This window comes from Pseudomonas sp. WS 5410, from assembly GCF_012985645.1.
Classification (GTDB): Bacteria; Pseudomonadota; Gammaproteobacteria; order Pseudomonadales; family Pseudomonadaceae; genus Aquipseudomonas; species Aquipseudomonas shahriarae.
In genome coordinates this window covers 1-17,156 of the sequence record NZ_JAAQWS010000009.1, presented here as the reverse complement: position 1 = coordinate 17,156, position 17,156 = coordinate 1, and the positions used below count along the sequence as shown (strand labels likewise).

The following is a 17,156-nucleotide window of genomic DNA, read 5'->3' as shown; positions in this document are numbered from 1 at the left end:
GCTACTGGTCTGAAAGCCCTGCCTGTGTTCCAGGCAGGGCTTTTTTGCATAAGAACTGCGGGCAGACTCTGCGGATCAGCCGAAATTGATTTGGCTGTTGTTCTCTTGAGGCATCTGCATGCCTTGCTGCTGATCGCCACTCATCTGCTTGCGCAGCGGGTCCTCTTCCTCGTTACCACCGCCACTGCCGCCACTGCCCTGGGAGCCGCCTGCACCTCCCGCACCGCCCAACAGTTGCGCCAGGAGTTTCTTCAGCGCTTCAGGGTCCATACCGCCCTGCTGCTGACCGCCTTCGACGCCCTTGCCAACCATATTGCCGGAATCCCCCATGCCGGCGCTGCCGAAGTTACCGAACCCGCTGCCACCACCGCCTACTCCATTAATACTCATAGTGATACTCCACGTAATTAAGGGTTACTCGTCAGCGCTGCTGACGACCCAATCAGTGGTGTCATACGGAATATGGTTCCAAAAACTACCGGTAGGCTCACTCCTGCAGTTGCGGGGTTTCCTGGCCCATGCAACGCACCGCCTGCTTCTTGCTGTTCACCAGCACGCCCGTCAGCCCCTTTTGCTCGGTATCGAACAGCACCAGCACACCGTCGACGCATTGCGCCACTTGGGGAGCCGGGGTCAGGGAAACTTTGTAGTCCTCGCCGGGCACGGTCTTGAGCATGGTGTAGTCGCTGAGCAGCAACGCATCCTCAGGCTTGGCGAAGTGCAGGTAGCCGTAGTACCACAGGCAGCCAACGGTACCGATGATGGTGCCGATGCCGGTGAGGATCAGGGGGATCATGTTGCGTTCTTCGCTCATTGCGGGCTCTCTGATGATTCGGTTTTAGGATTGGCAGCCGCCGGATAATTGGGAATTTCCCCCAGGCGGCGCAAACCGTTGAAATGCTGCGGATCGTCAAGATAGCGCAGCATTACGGTTTGCCAGGTCTTGTCGGCAAAGGTCTGCACATGCCCACCCCGGGTCAGTTGCAACACCCTTGGCGGCGGCGCAGCTTGATACAGACGGATGCCGTTGGAAAGCGGCACGATCGGATCATCCAGGCTATGGAACAGCAGTTTCGGCACGCCAGTCAGCTGTGGCATGCCATGGATCGCACTGTCGGCGTCTGGCACCAGCCACGACAACGGCACCTGGAACGGCCATGTTAGCCAGGAAGTGCTCAGGGCGAATTGCCCTACATCACGATAACTGGCAGGCACGCCATCGAGCACCAGCGCCTTGAGCCGGGGCTGTCGCTCGGGGTGCGCGGCCAGGTAATGCACGGCCAACGCCCCGCCCAGGCTCTGGCCGAGGACCACCAGCGGCTGCCCTTGGGTTTCAGGGGCCTGGTCGAGCCACTGGAAGGCGGCATCCAGATCCTGGTAAATGGCCGGCAACGAAGGTTTGCCTTCCGACACGCCATAGCCGCGATAGTCCAGCATCAGCACTTGATAGCCCTGGGCCGGCAACCACCAACTGCCGCCCAGGTGCCCGGAGAGGTTGCCCCCATTACCGTGCAGGTGCAGCACCGTGCCCTTGAGCGGCGCGCCCGCCTTGGCTGGCAGCCACCAGGCCCGCAACTTCAGGCCATCGGCGGTGGTCAGGGTGACGTCACGGTATTCCAGGCGCGCCTGCTGTGGACTGAACGGCAGGCCGGGCTCGGGGTAGAACAGCAGCGAGCTGCAGCCATTGAGGGTGAGGAGCAGGCATAGAATGCCGAGGAGTCTCATCCGTTGAAACCTCGCAAATGGGTGGGGACACAACCCTGATAATCAATGAAGACTAACTGTGGAAGCTGGCTGTCAGTTACTCCACCGGTGGCTGACAGACCGCGATCGCAGGCAAGCCTGCTCCCACAGTTGATGGGGTTTGGTCAGAGGATATTGGAGTAATCCGCCTCGATCCGGTCCAGGCTCAGGTGGTTGAGGAAGTTGGAGAAGCACATCCATGCCGACAGCGCGTTCATGTCCCGGAACTGATCCGGCAGGTATTTGGGCGGCACCACCAGGCCTTCGTCCACCAACTGGCGCAAAGTACGCATGTCTTCCAGGGTGGTCTTGCCGCAGAACAACAGCGGCACCTGCTCCAGCTTGCCCTTGCGCACGGCCAGCTGGATATAGTTGTAGACCATGATAAAGCCCTTGAGGTACGACAGATCCTTGGTAAACGGCAGCCCCGTCGGCGTCGAGCCACGGAACACCCGGCTGGCGTTGCCGTAGCTCTCGGCCATTTCAAAGCCTTGCTCGCGGAAGAACTCGAACACCTGCAGGAAATCGGCGCCCTCTTCCACCATATGGATCGCGCGGGTGCGGTTGGTCAGCTTGCGCAGGCGGCTGGGGTAAGAGGCAAAGGTGATGATCTCCATCAAGATTGCCAGGCCTTCCTGGGTCACGGTCGACGACGGTGGGCCCTTGGACAGGAAGGTGCAGATCGGCTGGTTCTGGCCATTGAGGGTGGTGCCCACATGGACCAGCCCTTCGTGCACTTCCAGGGCCCGCACATCCCGCTCGTTGAACATCGCATCGGCGCGGATCTTGATGTAGTCGGCGCCCGCCGCCGCGTCGGCAACGATGCCGTCGGACTCAAACACGCGAATGGTTTCTTCCGCTTCGCCAAACACTTTGTTCAGGCGGCTTTGCAGCAGGCCCACAGCGTCCTTGGCGGTCAGGGTCTTGGCTTCGTCCTTGAGGTCGCCACGGCCGTCGATGTTATTCAGGTAGTCGGAAAGCATCAGGCCCAGGTCGGCCAGAGTCGGGTCGCCGGCATGGAACGCATCGGAGGCGGCGCCGTAAAGCTCCTGGGAAATCAGGCCGAAATCCTCGGTGCCACGGGCTTCGAGCATGCGCACCACCATGCGGTACTCCTTGCACATGCGCCGCATGATCTGCCCGACCGGGTTGAACTGGCCCAGTTGGCGGGTGATATCGCGCTCGATGTTCTGGAACTCCAGCTTCACCTTGCTGGAATCGAACGACAGTGGCCGGTTCAGGTAATAGTCGCGATCCACGGCCGGCATGTGCTTGCCCTTGCCCTGGAGGAAGCCCTTGCGAATGTTGTCGTCCCACTTCACGGCGTCGAGGACGCGAATCGGTGTCTGCGCCAGCACAATGCGATCGGACAAGGTGCGTATCGTCTGCTGGTAATCGTCCACCCGGTGCTCCCTCTTTAACGTTATTTGCCCACACGCTTATAGCGTACGGCTTCGACAAACACATCGGCGTTGGCCGGATCATCCAGGTAAGCCAGGATCTGGTTCATGGGGCTGTCGATCAATATGCCGTCACCTTCCACAGTTTCCACGTGGCTGCCAATCAGGATTTTCTGCGCGATGGCCTGGTTGATTGCCTCGGGGTCGAGGTTGTAGACCACCAGTTCGCGAGCCTCATTCAATTCAAAGCCGGCGAGGATAAAATGCCCACCCAGCTTGTCCGGCAGCGGCGCCGACAGGTACCAGCGGTTGCCGTGGCGGGACACGCTGAACAAATATTCGTCGCGCTTGACCGGTTTGGTTTGCGAAGTGCTCACCGCCTTGTAGCGATGCTGTCCAGCGCGACTGATCTGCAGGTCGAGCGGTTCGCCCCAGGCGTTCCTGCTGGCCCACTTGCCCAGCAGCGCGTCAGGTGCGGCCTCGCTGGCCGGCAGGGGTTCCTTGAAGGTCACCAGGCAGCCGCTCAGGAGCAGCAACACCATCGCGGTCACAACCACACGCCAGGTTTTCATCCATCACTCCACAGCTGTTTTGGGTGGCCCGGCTCCCACACGACTAGACCGAGGCCAGTACCAGGTGCATGTAACGCTTGAGAATCTCGAGCATTTCTTCGCCAGTCAGGGCCTCGGGCTCGAACAGCAGGCCCTGATATTCCATCCGACTGATAATCGCCGTCAACACTTTGGCATCTTGCTGGGGTTCGCGGGAGCCCAATACCTGGAAAAACTGGCAAGTGCCCTGCAACAGAATCTGCTGATGGGAGCGCACCAGGTCGGCCAGGCGCGGGTTCAACAAGGCCTCCTGGCGAAACGCCTGCTCGGCCATCAGGTACTCGCGACGGTTAAGCAGTTGGCGCAGGACGTAATCGGCGGTCAGCCGCGCAATATCATCGGCCAGTTGCGAGCGCGACTCGGCGCTGCCATCACCATAAGCCACCATCTCGCGCAGCAAGCCCTCATTGCGCACCCACAACTTGCCCATGAACGCCGCACTGCGCTCCACGTACTGGGCAAAGGTGTCGGTGAGCAGGTCGTCGATGTCCTTGAAGTAGTAGGTGGTGGCCGACAACGGCACACCCGCCTCCGCCGCTACCGCCCGATGGCGCACGGCGCGCACGCCGTCGCGCACGACAATGCGCATCGCCGCATCAAGGATGTCTTGCCGACGCTGCTCGCTGCCCTGGCGACTGGCCTTGCGCCCTTGGTACTGAACACTTTCAGCCACGGCGGCAGCAATGCCAGCGGCGCCTTCTTGAGCCATTACGCGCTTCACGAAAGATCGTCCTCTCCTATCAACAGAAGCCTGGCGCCGTTTGCTTGACGTTAGTTCAGGCCCCACAAAAAAGCCGCCTTATAAAAGGCGGCTTGATGATTTGCTGCGGTTACGCTTGCGGCCGCATATGCGGGAACAAGATGACATCGCGGATCGACGGTGAGTTGGTGAGCAACATCACCAGACGGTCGATACCGATCCCTTCACCAGCCGTTGGCGGCATGCCGTACTCCAGCGCGCGCACGAAGTCGGCGTCGTAGTGCATGGCTTCGTCGTCACCGGCGTCCTTGTCGGCCACCTGGGCCATGAAACGCTCGGCCTGGTCTTCCGCGTCGTTAAGCTCGGAGTAGGCGTTGGCGATTTCGCGACCACCGATAAACAGCTCGAAACGGTCGGTGACGTTCGGGTTGTCGTCGTTGCGACGGGCCAGCGGCGACACTTCGAACGGGTACTGAGTGATGAAGTGCGGCTGCTCCAGCTTGTGCTCCACCAGCTCTTCGAAAATCATCACCTGCAGCTTGCCCAGGCCTTCGAAGCCCAGGACCTTGGCCCCGGCTTTCTTGGCGATGGCGCGAGCCTTGTCGATGTCGTTCAGGTCGTCAGCGGTCAGCTCAGGGTTGTACTTGAGGATCGAGTCGAACACCGACAGACGCACGAACGGCTCGCCGAAATGGAACACCTTGTCGCCGTAAGGCACGTCGGTGCTGCCCAGGACCAGTTGCGCCAGCTCGCGGAACAGTTCTTCGGTCAGGTCCATGTTGTCTTCGTAGTCGGCGTAGGCCTGGTAGAACTCCAACATGGTGAATTCCGGGTTGTGACGGGTCGAGACACCTTCGTTACGGAAGTTGCGGTTGATCTCGAACACCTTCTCAAAACCACCCACCACCAGGCGCTTGAGGTACAGCTCCGGCGCGATACGCAGGAACATTTCCAGGTCCAGGGCATTGTGGTGGGTTTCGAACGGCTTGGCTGCGGCGCCGCCCGGGATGGTCTGCAGCATCGGCGTCTCGACTTCGAGGAAGTCACGCGCCATCAGGAAGCTGCGGATGTGCGCAATCACTTGCGAACGCACGCGGAAGGTCTGGCGCACTTCTTCGTTGACGATCAGGTCAACATAGCGCTGGCGATAGCGCTGCTCGGTGTCGGTCAGGCCGTGGTGCTTGTCCGGCAGCGGGCGCAGCGACTTGGTCAGCAGGCGCACGTTGGTCATTTCGACGTACAGGTCGCCCTTGCCGGAACGGGCCAGGGTGCCTTCGGCGGCAATGATGTCGCCCATGTCCCAGGTTTTCACCGAGGCCAGGGTTTCTTCCGGGAGGGTCTTGCGGTTGACGTAGACCTGGATGCGCCCGGTCATGTCCTGGATCACCATGAACGAGCCACGGTTGAGCATGATGCGACCTGCCACCTTGACCGGGATCGCCGCTTCAGCCAGCTCTTCCTTGGTCTTGTCCGCGTACTGCTTCTGCAAGGCATCGCAGTAGTTTTCGCGGCGGAAGTCGTTGGGGAAGGCATTGCCCTTGGCGCGCTCGGCAGCAAGCTTTTCCTTGCGCAGGGCGATCAGGGAGTTTTCTTCCTGTTGCAGGGCCTGGTCGAGTTGTTGGTCGCTCATGTCTTTAAATTTTCCATCACAGGTTCGTTGCCCCCAGGCCTTCGGCCTGGGGATCGCGGGCAAGCCCGCTCCCACAGAGGGTGTTACAGGCCGGACTTCAGGCTCGCTTCCAGGTATTCGTCGATATCGCCGTCGAGTACCTTGTCGCAGTCGCTGCGTTCGATGTTAGTGCGCAGATCCTTGATCCGCGAAGCATCAAGCACATACGAACGGATCTGGTGACCCCAGCCGATATCCGACTTGGTGTCTTCCAGCGCCTGGGAAGCGGCGTTGCGCTTCTGCATTTCCTGCTCGTACAACTTGGCCCGCAGCATTTTCATGGCGGTGTCCTTGTTGGCGTGCTGGGAACGTTCGTTCTGGCAGCTGACCACGGTGTTGGTCGGTACGTGGGTGATACGTACAGCCGAGTCAGTGGTGTTTACGTGCTGACCGCCGGCACCGGAGGAACGGTAGGTGTCGATCCGCAGGTCGGCCGGGTTGATCTCGATTTCCACCTTGTCGTCGATCTCTGGGGAGACGAAAACGGCGGAGAACGAAGTGTGGCGACGGTTGCCGGAGTCGAACGGACTCTTGCGCACCAGGCGGTGTACGCCGATCTCGGTCCGCAGCCAGCCAAAGGCGTATTCACCCTTGATATGCACGGTCGCGCCCTTGATACCGGCGACTTCACCGGCGGACAGCTCCATGATGGTCGCTTCGAAACCGCGTTTGTCAGCCCAGCGCAGGTACATGCGCAGCAGGATGTTGGCCCAGTCCTGGGCTTCGGTGCCACCGGAACCGGCCTGGATATCCAGATAGGCGTTGTTCGGGTCCATTTCGTGGCTGAACATGCGGCGGAATTCAAGCTTGGCGAGGTTTTCCTCGAGACGGGCCAGCTCGGCGACGACATCGCCCACTGCGCCTTCGTCGTTTTCTTCGACGGCCATGTCCAGCAGGTCGCGGCAATCGCCCAGACCGGTGTTCAACTCGTCGAGGGTGTCGACGATCTGCGCCAGCGCAGCGCGCTCGCGGCCCAGTTCCTGGGCGTATTCAGGTTTGTTCCAGACAGCCGGATCTTCAAGCTCGCGATTGACTTCGGTCAGACGCTCATGCTTTTGATCGTAGTCAAAGATACCCCCGAATAGTTTCGGAGCGCTCGGACAGGTCCTTGATGGTGTTCAGGATCGGGTTGATTTCCATGGCGGGCAGCACTCGTTGGCGAACTTTTGAAAGCCGGCGAGTATAACGGCAAAAGGCTGGAAACGGCAGTCCGCTTGGCCGAAAAGGCCGGGTTTGTGTGATATCTACAGGCCGATAACGATCAAAGGTGGGAGCTGGCTCCCACATTGGGTTGGCGGTGTCCTGCAGGCTATTCGATCCCCACCTGGTTGCGCCCATTATGCTTGGCCAGATACAACCCCTTGTCCGCCGCCGAGATCAATTGCCGGCAATCAGTCCCCAGCAGCGGCGTCATGGTCGCCAGGCCAATGCTGATGGTCAGGCTCGCCCCTTCAGAGGGTGCGATATGCGGGATTTTCAACGCGGCAACAGCCTGGCGCAGTTTCTCCGCCACCAACCGCGCACCGCCGGGTGAGGTGTTCGGCAACACCAGGGCAAACTCCTCGCCCCCGTAGCGCGCCGGCAGGTCCGAAGGACGGCTGCTGGCGTCACGGATGCTCGCCGCCACCTTACGCAGCGCCTCGTCTCCTTCCAGGTGGCCAAAGCTGTCGTTGTAGGTTTTGAAGAAGTCCACGTCGATCATCAACAACGACAACTGGGTCTGGTCCCGCATGGCGCGCCGCCATTCCAGCTCCAGGTATTCGTCGAAATGCCGGCGGTTGGACAGCCCGGTCAAACCGTCGGAGTTCATCAACCGCTGCAGCACCAGGTTGGTGTCCAGCAGTTGTTGCTGGCTGACCCGCAATGCACGGTAGGCCGCATCCCGCTGCAACAGGGTCATGTAGGAGCGCGAGTGGTAGCGGATACGCGCCACCAGTTCGATATTGTCCGGCAGTTTCACCAGGTAATCATTGGCCCCGGCGGCAAACGCGGCGCTCTTGATCAGCGGGTCTTCCTTGGTCGAGAGCACGATGATCGGGATGTTCTGCGTCGCCGGGTGGTTGCGGTATTCGCGCACCAGGGTCAGGCCGTCCAGCCCGGGCATGACCAGGTCCTGGAGAATCACCGTCGGCTTGATGCGGATCGCCTGGGAGATGGCCTGGTGGGGGTCGGCACAGAAGTGGAAGTCGATATTCTCCTCATGAGCCAGACCGCGTCGCACGGCTTCGCCGATCATCGCCTGGTCGTCCACCAGCAACACCATGGCGGCGTTCTCGTCGGTCTTGAAGTCGTCGAGCTGTAAATCATTCATTTGCGGTCACCTGAATTACTACGTGCAGGCCAGGACAGCGAGTTACATCGGTCATTTTGCGAATACCTCCAGCAATCGTGGCGCAATTCTGTCCAACGGGCGAATCTCAACAGCGGCATCAATCGCCGCCGCCGCTTTGGGCATGCCGTAAACCGCACAGCTCTGCTGATCCTGAGCGATGGTCAGATAGCCCTGCTGACGCATCAATTTGAGTCCCTGGGCTCCGTCGCGTCCCATGCCGGTCAGTAATACGCCGACGGCATCGCCGTTCCAATGGCTGGCGACGCTCTCGAAAAACACGTCGATGGACGGCCGATAAATCTCGTTCACGGGTTCCGCCGTGTAGGCCAACGTGCCGTTTTTCAGCAGCCGGATATGATGATTGGTGCCGGCCAGCAATACCACGCCGCTTTGCGGTGGCTCACCTTCGCGTGCCAGGCGCACCGGCAGGCCCGAGGCGCTGCTCAGCCACTCGGCCATGCCGGCGGCGAATACCTGGTCCACATGCTGCACCAGCACAATGGCTGCCGCAAAGTCCCGAGGCAAGCCCTTGAGCAGGGTTTCCAGCGCCGCCGGGCCGCCCGCCGAAGAGCCGATCGCGACCAGGCTCTGGCGCTTGCCCGTCCCCCGCGGATGCACAGGTTCGGCCCGCACCCGGCTGCCGCGCTGGCCGATCAGCCAGCCAATATTGAGGATCTTGCGCAACAGGGGCGCGGCCGCCTCCTTGGCATCGCCAACCCCCAATGCCGGGGTGTCCACCACATCCAGGGCACCATGGCCCATGGCTTCAAACACGCGGCTGACATTCTGCTGGCGATCCACGGTAACGATAACGATAGCGCATGGCGTCTCGGCCATGATCTGCCGGGTGGCCTCGACGCCGTCCATCACCGGCATGATCAGGTCCATCAGGATCAGGTCCGGGGTCAGCTCGGCACAGCGCTGCACCGCTTCCAGGCCATTGGTGGCAACCCACACTACTTGATGGGCCGGTTCGAAGCTCAAGGCCCGGCGCAAGGCCTCGACCGCCAGGGGCATGTCATTGACGATGGCGATCTTCATGCCCGGGCGCCTCCAATCAGTTCCACCACCGCATCGAGCAGGGCGTCATCATGGAAACTGGCCTTGGCCAGGTAATAGTCGGCGCCCGCATCCAGGCCGCGCCGCCGGTCTTCTTCACGATCCTTGTAAGACACCACCATCACCGGCAGCGACTGCAGGCGAGTGTCACGGCGTAAAAGTGTGACCAATTCGATACCGTCCATGCGTGGCATATCAATGTCAGTAATCAGCAGGTCGAAGTCTTCGGAACGCAGAGCATTCCAGCCATCCATGCCATCAACGGCGACCGCCACCTCATATCCACGATTAAGTAATAGCTTGCGCTGCAGTTCACGCACGGTAAGCGAGTCATCCACCACCAGGATGCGCTTGCGCGCGGCCTCGACGGTTTGCTGCGCGCGGCGGGCAATGCGTTCCAGGCGGCCGGTGTTGAGCAGCTTGTCCACCGAGCGCAGCATGTCTTCGACATCGACGATCAACACCACCGAGCCGTCATCCAGCAGCGCACCGGCAGAAATGTCCTGCACCTTGCCCAGGCGATCGTCCAGCGGCAGCACCACCAGGGTGCGCTCGCCGATAAAACGCTCTACGGCAATCCCGTACACCGCATCGCGCTCGCGGATTACCACGACCTTGAGGGTATCCTGGCTGGTCTGCCCGGGCGGGCGCTGCAACAACTGGCTGGCCGCGACCAGGCCGACATGCCGGCCTTCGTGCCAGAAATGCTGGCGGCCTTCCAGTTGCACGATTTCGTCGGGTTCCAGGTCGCACATGCGCTCGATATGGGCCAGGGGGAAGGCGTAGGCTTCTTCGCCAACCTCCACCACCAGGCTGCGCACCACCGACAAGGTCAGCGGCACTTCCAGATGGAAGCGGCTGCCCTGCCCTGCCGTCTGCTCCAGCACCACCGCACCGCGCAATTGGCGGACCATGTGTTGCACCGCATCCAGGCCGACACCGCGCCCGGAGACTTCGGTCACCTTGTCGCGCAGGCTGAAACCCGGCAGGAACAGGAAGGTCAGCAATTCCTCTTCGCTCAGGCGCAAGGCGGTTTCCAGTGGCGACAGATTGCGCTCGACAATACTGTCGCGCAGGCGCGCAAGGTCCACGCCGTTACCGTCATCACTCAATTCCAGTACCAACAGACCAGCCTGGTGCGAGGCACGCAGGCGGATCAGGCCTTCGGCCGGCTTGCCTGCCAGCAGGCGCTGCTCGGGCATCTCAATGCCGTGATCGACGGCATTGCGCAACAAATGGGTCAGTGGCGCTTCGAGTTTTTCCAGGACATCGCGGTCAACCTGAGTCTTCTCGCCTTCGATTTCCAGGCGCACCTGCTTGCCCAGGCTGCGGCCCAGGTCGCGCACCATGCGCGCCTGTCCCGCCAGCACATCGGCAAACGGGCGCATGCGGCACGCCAGCGCGGTGTCATACAACACCTGGGCGCGCTGCCCGGCCTGCCAGCCGAACTCATCCAGTTCGGCGGTCTTTTCCGCCAGCAGCAACTGCGCTTCGCTCAACAGGCGGCGGGCATCGGCCAGGGCTTCCTGGGCTTCGAGGTTCAGGTCGACGGTCTTGAGCTGGCCATCCAGGTTGTCCAGGGCCCGGGCGCTATTGCTTTGGATGCGCTTGAGGCGTTGCAGGCTGGACAGGTAAGGCTTGAGCCGCTGGGTTTCCACCAGGGATTTGCTGGACAGGTCCAACAGGCTGTTCAAGCGTTCGGCGGTGACCCGCAACACCCGCTCGCCGCCTTCGGTCATACGTTTGTTGTGGCGCGGCGCATCACTGCTGACCGGCGGCGCGGCCTCCGGCTCCGGGGGCAATAGCAGCGATTCTTCAAGGGACGGCAGCGGCTGCGCGAGCGGCGCAGCCACGGGCGGCGGTGCAACCACCTGGGCCATGGGTTGCGACGGGTCCAGCAAGCGTTCCATCAGCGCCACATACGCCTGGATATCGGCCGGGCCCACGGTGTTACCCGGTGTGGCGATGCGCATCAGCAGGTCGGTGCCCTGCAACAACGCGTCGATATGTTCGGGTTGCAGAAACAGCCGGCTTTCCTGGGCGCTGACCAGGCAGTCTTCCATCACGTGAGCCACGCTGACGCCAGCATCGACCCCGACAATCCGCGCCGCGCCTTTGAGCGAATGCGCCGCGCGCATGCACGCTTCAAGTTGGTCGGCCTGGGTCGGGTTGCGCTCCAGGGCCAGCAGGCCAGCACTCAGGACCTGGGTCTGGGCATCGGCTTCCAGGCTGAACAGTTCCAGCAGCGAGGCGTCGCGCATCTGGTCGGGGGTCATGACAGGCTCCGGGTCACGGCAGACAGCAGTTGCGTCTCGTCCAGCCAGCGCAGGCTGCGGCCCTTGAACGGCAACACACCCTGGGTGTAGCGCGCACTGGCCTGGGTGCCGGAGGCAGACGCGGCTTTCAGGGTGCGCTCATCAATGGCATGGATGCCATCCACTTCATCCACCGGCACCACTACCGGGCCATCCTGCGCGGCGATGATCAGCATGCGCGGCATGATCCGCCCGCCACTGGCGCCGCCGCCGCTGCTGTCGAGCCCGAGCAACTCCACCAGAGACAGGCAGGCCACCAGCGCACCGCGCACATTGGCGACCCCGAGCAAGGCCCGCGAGCGCTGGTGGGGCAAGGAATGGATCGGCTGCAGGGGCGCCACTTCCACCAGGCAGCGGGTGGCGATGCCCAGCCATTCCTCGCCCAGGCGGAACATCAGCAAGGACCGGGTGGCCACCTCGTCGTCCGCCTCTGTCGCAGCGCCAGGGTGACGGTCCTCTTGCTGCAATGCATAGCGATCCAGCAGGCGGGTGGCCGCTGCCGAATACACCGCACAATTGCGGCAGTGGATATGCTCGGCCAGCAACGGGCAGGATTTATCGCCGTGGATCCCGATGCGGTTCCAGCAATCGTCAATGGCCTGGGTATCGGCGACCGTCAGGTTCAGGCCGGTGTCCGGGGATGCGGAGCTACTCATCGTTTACGCTCACTGTCAGCGGCTCGCTCGCTACGGGCAGCACGGGCTTGCAAGCGCCGCGCCCCCGCCGTATCGCCCTGGGATTCCAGCAGTGCGGCCAGGTGCATCAAGGCCTGCGGATGCTGGGGTTCCAGGTACAAGGCTTTTCGATAATACCCCTGGGCTTCCAGGGCGCTACCCGCCACATCGCTGAGCAGGCCCAGCCAGTAAAACACCTGGGCCGCCGGCGGATGAGTTTGCAGGTACAGCTCACAGGCAGCACGGGCCTCAAGGCTCTTGCCTTCATTGGCCAGGGTTGCGATCTGCCCGAGCAGATCGGCAGCATCCGAATGCACTGGCGCAGGCTTGATCGGCGCCACCGGCGCTGCGAATGCACTGAATGCTCGCGGTTTACTCGCAATCGGCGCTGCGCTGCGTTGCGGCAGCGGCGCCGGCATGGGGGTAAAGACCGGCTCAGGCGGCGCGGCTTCGGCGTGGCGACTGAAGGCAAACGACTGCGGCACACCAATCGAGCGCATGCCCAGGCGTCCCAGCAGGCTGCCTTCGGCCGGGCCGATAAACAGCACGCCGTCGACATGGGTCAGGCCCTTGAGCACTTCAAAGACCTGCTTCTGGGTCGGCTGGTCGAAGTAGATCAGCAGGTTGCGGCAGAACACAAAGTCATAAGTCGGCTCATTGGCCAGCAACTGCGGGTCCAGCAGGTTGCCCACTTGCAGGCGCACTTGCTCACGCACCCGGTCGGCGACGCGATAGCCGTCGCTCTCGGCGCTGAAATGCCGCTCACGAAACTCGAGGTCCTGGCCACGGAAGGAGTTCTTGCCATACACCCCGCGCCGTGCCCGCTCCACCGACAATGGGCTGACGTCCATGCCTTGTACCTTGAACTGGTGGGGCGAAAGGCCCGCATCGAGCAGGGCCATGGCGATGGAATAGGGTTCCTCGCCGGTGGAACACGGCAAGCTGAGAATGCGCAGGGCGCGCATATGCTTGATTTCGCCGAGCCGTGTCACCGCCAGCCGCGCCAGGGTGGCAAAGGATTCGGGATAACGGAAAAACCAGGTTTCGGGAACGATGACCGCTTCGATCAGCGCCTGTTGTTCCTCGCTGCTGGTTTGCAGGCGTTGCCAGTACTGATCGGCACTCAGCCCCTGCAACGCCTGGCTGCGCTGGCGCACGGCGCGCTCGATGATGGCTTCGCCCACCGAGGCGACATCCAGGCCGATGCGCTCCTTGAGGAAGTCGAAGAAGCGTTGATCATTGCTCATCACGCCTCCCCAACGATCAGGTCGGGGGCAAACAGCAAAGCGCAGACCTCGGGGGTCAGCAGGTCGGCGACGCCGATCCACTGCATCAGCCCCCGCTCGTCTTCGCGCACCGGCCCCAGGTAGGGCGCCTGGCGATTGTCCAGGCCGTAGGGCTGGAAGTCCGCCGGGTCGCAGCGCAGGGTGTCAGTGGCCTGCTCGAGGATCAGCCCCAGCCAGCGCGGCTCCAGCCAGGTTTCTGGCCGATAGTTGACCAATACCAGACGCGTACTGGTGCGGGCCTGGGCCGATGTACCAAAGGTCAGGGCGCTGAGGTCGATCACCGGCACCATGTTGCCGCGATGGGCAAAGATCCCGGCGACCCACACCGGCGCATGGGCGATCGGCTTGAGCGGCAGGCGCGGCAGCACCTCGGCCACTTCCGTGGCCTTGAGGGCGTAGCGCTCGCTGCCGATATGAAACACCAGGAACAAGGCTTTTTTGGCTGCCGTCACCGCGCCGCGTTTCGCCGCTGGATCGCTCATCAGACTTTAAAACGCGACACGCCGCTGCGCAGACCCACCGCAACCTGGCTCAGTTCATCAATGGCAAAACTGGCCTGGCGCAGGGACTCCACGGTCTGGCTGCTGGCATCGCCCAATTGCACCAAGGCATGGTTGATCTGCTCGGCCCCCGTGGCCTGGGCCTGCATGCCCTCGTTGACCATCAGCACCCGCGGCGCCAGGGCCTGGACCTGATGGATGATCTGCGACAGTTGCTCGCCGACCTGCTGCACCTCGAACATCCCGCGACGGACCTCTTCGGAGAACTTGTCCATGCCCATCACGCCGGCCGATACCGCCGATTGGATCTCGCGCACCATCTGCTCGATATCGTAGGTGGCCACGGCGGTCTGGTCGGCCAGGCGCCTTACTTCGGTGGCGACCACGGCAAAGCCGCGCCCGTACTCACCGGCCTTTTCGGCCTCGATGGCGGCGTTGAGGGACAGCAGGTTGGTCTGGTCGGCTACCTTGACGATGGTCACGACCACCTGGTTGATGTTGCCGGCCTTCTCGTTGAGGATCGCCAGCTTGGCGTTGACCAGATCGGCGGCACCCATCACCGAGTGCATGGTTTCTTCCATTCGGGCCAGGCCTTGCTGGCCGGAACCGGCGGCCACCGAGGCCTGGTCGGCGGCGGTAGACACTTCGGTCATGGTGCGCACCAGGTCCTTGGACGTGGCAGCAATTTCCCGCGAGGTGGCGCCGATTTCGGTGGTAGTAGCGGCCGTTTCGGTAGCCGTGGCCTGTTGCTGCTTGGAGGTGGCGGCAATCTCGGTCACCGAGGTGGTGACCTGCACCGACGAACGCTGGGCCTGGGATACCAGGGCGGTCAGCTCGGTCATCATGTCATTGAAGCCGGTTTCCACTGCACCGAACTCGTCCTTGCGGTCCAGGTTCAGGCGCTTGCTCAGATCGCCGGTGCGCATGGTTTCGAGGATATCGACGATGCGCTTCATCGGCGCCATGATCGCGCGCATCAGCAGCAGCCCGCACAGGCCGGCGGCGAGGATCGCCAGGAGCAGCGACACGCCCATACTGATTTTCGCGGCAGCCACAGCATCATCAATGGCCGCGGTGGCGTTGTCCGCGACTGTTTTGTTCTCGTTGATGATGTCATTGAGCTTCATGCGCCCTGCGGTCCAGGCCGGGGTCAATTGCTCGTCGAACATTTTGACCGCTTCGGCTTCCTTGTTGGCCGCATGCAGCTCCAGGACGTGGGCAAGTACTTGGTTGTACTTCAGGTGCAGGGCTTCAAAGGTGTCGAACTCGGTACGATCCTGGTCGATATTGATCGTCTTGGCGTAACTGGCCATATGCTGCTCCAGCCGCGCCTCGAACGCCTTGTAATCCTGCTTATCCGCGTCGGAAATGCCCAGGTGCTCGCGCAACCCGATCAACTCCTGGGTCTGCAGGTAGCTGTCGACCCAGGCGCTACGGATCATCGAGCTGAAAAACACCCCCGGTACGGCATCGTCGCGTACCACGTTTTCGCTCGCTTCGATCTTCAGCAACCGTGAATACGAGACCACAACCATCAGCAGCATGATGGCGATAATCACCGCAAAGCTCGCCAAGATGCGTTGGCGCAAGGTCCAGTTCTTCACAGTAATTCCTCGAAGGCCGATCAAATGCCGAGGAGTATAGCTGAGGCCGTGCCATCATTTATCAATGGGTTGTGGGCCAAGTCTCACGAAATATAAAAACACCCCGCAACCTGGACGGTGACGGGGTGGTTTTCTGTACGGGGCGGGTCAGAGCGTGGCTTGGCGTACCTGTTTTTCCAGTTCGATCTTGAGGCCCGGCTCCAGCTTTAGCTGGCGGGCCAATTCGTCGAGGTAGGACTTCTCCATGAAGTTCTCCTCGTCCACCAGCATGACGCTGGCGATGTACATTTCGGCGGCCATTTCCGGGGTGCTGGCAGCGCGGGCGACATCGGTGGGATCCAGGGGTTTGTTGAGTTCGGCATGCAGCCAGCGTTGCAGTTCCTGGTCGTTGTCCAGCTTGACGAATTCGCCTTCGATCAACGCACGCTCGCGCTCGTCCACATGGCCATCGGCCTTGGCGGCGGCCACCAAGGCCTTGAGGATGGCCTGGCTATGCAGTTCGACCTGGGCCGGTGGCAGGCGGTCGAGGGTCTGCGGTTCGCCTTTGGGCGCGCCGGCCTGTTGTGCCTGCCAGTTGCCGTAGGCCTTGTAGGCAATCACGCCTAATGCGGCAAGACCACCATAGGTGAGGGCTTTACCGCCAAAGTTGCGGGCCTTTTTGTTGCCCAATAGCAGGCCCATGGCCCCGGCGGCCAATGCCCCGCCACCTGCGCCACCGAGCAGGCTGCCGAGCCCGCCACCGCCGAGCAGGCCGCCCAAGGCACCTTTGTCATCGCCTTTGCGTTGACCGCCAGTTTTGTTTTGCAGCATGTCCTGGCCGGACTTGAGCAACTGATCAAGCAATCCACGGGTATTCATTCATAGCCTCCAGAGACTTGGGTTCATAGGGTTGATAGGCCTTCAGCGTAAAACTAAGTGCCAATAATCCTGGATATAGAGTGCTTCCAGATGTAACTCAGTTTTTTTGGAGTGGGGGCGGTGGTGTACATATCCGTTGCTGCGGTCACGGCCACTATTGGTTCCGCCCTTACGGCGGGTCACTTTTGGAAAAGAGCCCCAAAAGTAACCAAAAGGGCTCTTGCCCCACCACTCGGCACCTCGCCCAGGCTCGGTGTGCCCGTCATCCGACATTGATTTGGGGGGCCGCCGCGATGGGCCATCCATGGCCCAGCGCGGCTAACCCGGCGTCCTGCCGGGTTACCCCCCAAATCAATATCGGATGACGGCCAGCGTGGTTTAACGGGGCGCCTCAGATCAAAAGCA

16 protein-coding genes are annotated in these 17,156 nt (G+C 61.9%); all 16 read right to left on the bottom strand.

Annotated elements, in window-relative coordinates; all coding sequences use genetic code 11:
* Positions 1 to 75: 75 nt before the first annotated feature.
* The 16 genes from HBO24_RS14765 to HBO24_RS14690 all read right to left on the bottom strand — a co-directional run bounded on the left by HBO24_RS14765 (position 76) and on the right by HBO24_RS14690 (position 16,751).
* On the bottom strand, positions 76 to 390 hold the full coding sequence (locus HBO24_RS14765; protein WP_057445117.1) for a hypothetical protein: 315 nt from the start codon (positions 388 to 390) through the stop codon (positions 76 to 78).
* 97 nt (positions 391 to 487) lie between these two features.
* Positions 488 to 814 carry a hypothetical protein gene (locus tag HBO24_RS14760; protein ID WP_057441790.1) on the bottom strand — a complete coding sequence of 109 codons (327 nt, stop codon included), beginning with the start codon at positions 812 to 814 and terminating at the stop codon, positions 488 to 490.
* Positions 811 to 1,725 (bottom strand): alpha/beta hydrolase, encoded by a 915-nt coding sequence (locus HBO24_RS14755; RefSeq protein WP_057441792.1) that lies wholly within the window; start codon positions 1,723 to 1,725, stop codon positions 811 to 813. Before HBO24_RS14755 ends, HBO24_RS14760 begins: the two co-directional genes overlap by 4 nt.
* A 143-nt stretch (positions 1,726 to 1,868) precedes the next feature.
* Positions 1,869 to 3,146, bottom strand: coding sequence for a flavohemoglobin expression-modulating QEGLA motif protein (locus HBO24_RS14750; protein WP_057441794.1), 1,278 nt, complete (start codon positions 3,144 to 3,146; stop codon positions 1,869 to 1,871).
* A 20-nt stretch (positions 3,147 to 3,166) separates the two neighbouring features.
* The gene (locus HBO24_RS14745; protein ID WP_170059934.1) at positions 3,167 to 3,715 is read right to left on the bottom strand and encodes a hypothetical protein; all 549 of its coding nucleotides are present in this window, start codon (positions 3,713 to 3,715) and stop codon (positions 3,167 to 3,169) included.
* A gap of 43 nt (positions 3,716 to 3,758) precedes the next feature.
* A complete protein-coding gene (locus HBO24_RS14740) occupies positions 3,759 to 4,475 on the bottom strand; it encodes a TetR family transcriptional regulator (RefSeq protein WP_081044192.1) in 717 nt (238 codons plus the stop codon).
* Between the two features lie 109 nt (positions 4,476 to 4,584).
* The gene (lysS, locus tag HBO24_RS14735) at positions 4,585 to 6,084 is read right to left on the bottom strand and encodes a lysine--tRNA ligase (protein WP_057441798.1); all 1,500 of its coding nucleotides are present in this window, start codon (positions 6,082 to 6,084) and stop codon (positions 4,585 to 4,587) included.
* 83 nt (positions 6,085 to 6,167) lie between these two features.
* Positions 6,168 to 7,263 (bottom strand): peptide chain release factor 2 gene (gene prfB, locus HBO24_RS14730; protein ID WP_115127508.1). Its coding sequence is split into 2 segments (ribosomal slippage): positions 6,168 to 7,190 and positions 7,192 to 7,263, totalling 1,095 coding nucleotides; the frame shifts between segments, so codons are not numbered across the junction.
* 169 nt (positions 7,264 to 7,432) lie between these two features.
* The gene (locus tag HBO24_RS14725) at positions 7,433 to 8,434 is read right to left on the bottom strand and encodes a diguanylate cyclase (RefSeq protein ID WP_057441800.1); all 1,002 of its coding nucleotides are present in this window, start codon (positions 8,432 to 8,434) and stop codon (positions 7,433 to 7,435) included.
* A gap of 51 nt (positions 8,435 to 8,485) precedes the next feature.
* Positions 8,486 to 9,496, bottom strand: a complete 1,011-nt coding sequence (locus tag HBO24_RS14720; protein WP_057441802.1) for a chemotaxis response regulator protein-glutamate methylesterase — start codon at positions 9,494 to 9,496, stop codon at positions 8,486 to 8,488.
* Positions 9,493 to 11,790, bottom strand: coding sequence for a hybrid sensor histidine kinase/response regulator (locus HBO24_RS14715; protein ID WP_170059933.1), 2,298 nt, complete (start codon positions 11,788 to 11,790; stop codon positions 9,493 to 9,495). The genes HBO24_RS14720 and HBO24_RS14715 overlap by 4 nt, the downstream gene beginning before the upstream one ends.
* Complete coding sequence (locus tag HBO24_RS14710; RefSeq protein WP_170059932.1) at positions 11,787 to 12,485, bottom strand: chemotaxis protein CheW; 699 nt, start codon at positions 12,483 to 12,485, stop codon at positions 11,787 to 11,789. Before HBO24_RS14710 ends, HBO24_RS14715 begins: the two co-directional genes overlap by 4 nt.
* On the bottom strand, positions 12,482 to 13,750 hold the full coding sequence (locus tag HBO24_RS14705; protein WP_057958667.1) for a protein-glutamate O-methyltransferase CheR: 1,269 nt from the start codon (positions 13,748 to 13,750) through the stop codon (positions 12,482 to 12,484). Before HBO24_RS14705 ends, HBO24_RS14710 begins: the two co-directional genes overlap by 4 nt.
* Positions 13,750 to 14,271, bottom strand: coding sequence for a chemotaxis protein CheW (locus tag HBO24_RS14700; RefSeq protein ID WP_170059931.1), 522 nt, complete (start codon positions 14,269 to 14,271; stop codon positions 13,750 to 13,752). The genes HBO24_RS14705 and HBO24_RS14700 overlap by 1 nt, the downstream gene beginning before the upstream one ends.
* Positions 14,271 to 15,893 (bottom strand): methyl-accepting chemotaxis protein, encoded by a 1,623-nt coding sequence (locus HBO24_RS14695; RefSeq protein WP_169960732.1) that lies wholly within the window; start codon positions 15,891 to 15,893, stop codon positions 14,271 to 14,273. The genes HBO24_RS14700 and HBO24_RS14695 overlap by 1 nt, the downstream gene beginning before the upstream one ends.
* A 147-nt stretch (positions 15,894 to 16,040) precedes the next feature.
* The gene (locus tag HBO24_RS14690) at positions 16,041 to 16,751 is read right to left on the bottom strand and encodes a tellurite resistance TerB family protein (RefSeq protein ID WP_057441810.1); all 711 of its coding nucleotides are present in this window, start codon (positions 16,749 to 16,751) and stop codon (positions 16,041 to 16,043) included.
* Positions 16,752 to 17,156 lie beyond the last annotated feature (405 nt).

Coding starts and splice junctions, on each gene's coding strand:
- HBO24_RS14765 (WP_057445117.1), bottom strand. CDS start 390: ATGAGTATTAATGGAGTAGGCGGTGGTGGCAGCGGGTTCGGTAACTTC.
- HBO24_RS14760 (WP_057441790.1), bottom strand. CDS start 814: ATGAGCGAAGAACGCAACATGATCCCCCTGATCCTCACCGGCATCGGC.
- HBO24_RS14755 (WP_057441792.1), bottom strand. CDS start 1,725: ATGAGACTCCTCGGCATTCTATGCCTGCTCCTCACCCTCAATGGCTGC.
- HBO24_RS14745 (WP_170059934.1), bottom strand. CDS start 3,715: ATGAAAACCTGGCGTGTGGTTGTGACCGCGATGGTGTTGCTGCTCCTG.
- lysS (WP_057441798.1), bottom strand. CDS start 6,084: ATGAGCGACCAACAACTCGACCAGGCCCTGCAACAGGAAGAAAACTCC.
- HBO24_RS14725 (WP_057441800.1), bottom strand. CDS start 8,434: ATGAATGATTTACAGCTCGACGACTTCAAGACCGACGAGAACGCCGCC.
- HBO24_RS14720 (WP_057441802.1), bottom strand. CDS start 9,496: ATGAAGATCGCCATCGTCAATGACATGCCCCTGGCGGTCGAGGCCTTG.
- HBO24_RS14715 (WP_170059933.1), bottom strand. CDS start 11,790: ATGACCCCCGACCAGATGCGCGACGCCTCGCTGCTGGAACTGTTCAGC.
- HBO24_RS14710 (WP_170059932.1), bottom strand. CDS start 12,485: ATGAGTAGCTCCGCATCCCCGGACACCGGCCTGAACCTGACGGTCGCC.
- HBO24_RS14705 (WP_057958667.1), bottom strand. CDS start 13,750: ATGAGCAATGATCAACGCTTCTTCGACTTCCTCAAGGAGCGCATCGGC.
- HBO24_RS14700 (WP_170059931.1), bottom strand. CDS start 14,271: ATGAGCGATCCAGCGGCGAAACGCGGCGCGGTGACGGCAGCCAAAAAA.
- HBO24_RS14690 (WP_057441810.1), bottom strand. CDS start 16,751: ATGAATACCCGTGGATTGCTTGATCAGTTGCTCAAGTCCGGCCAGGAC.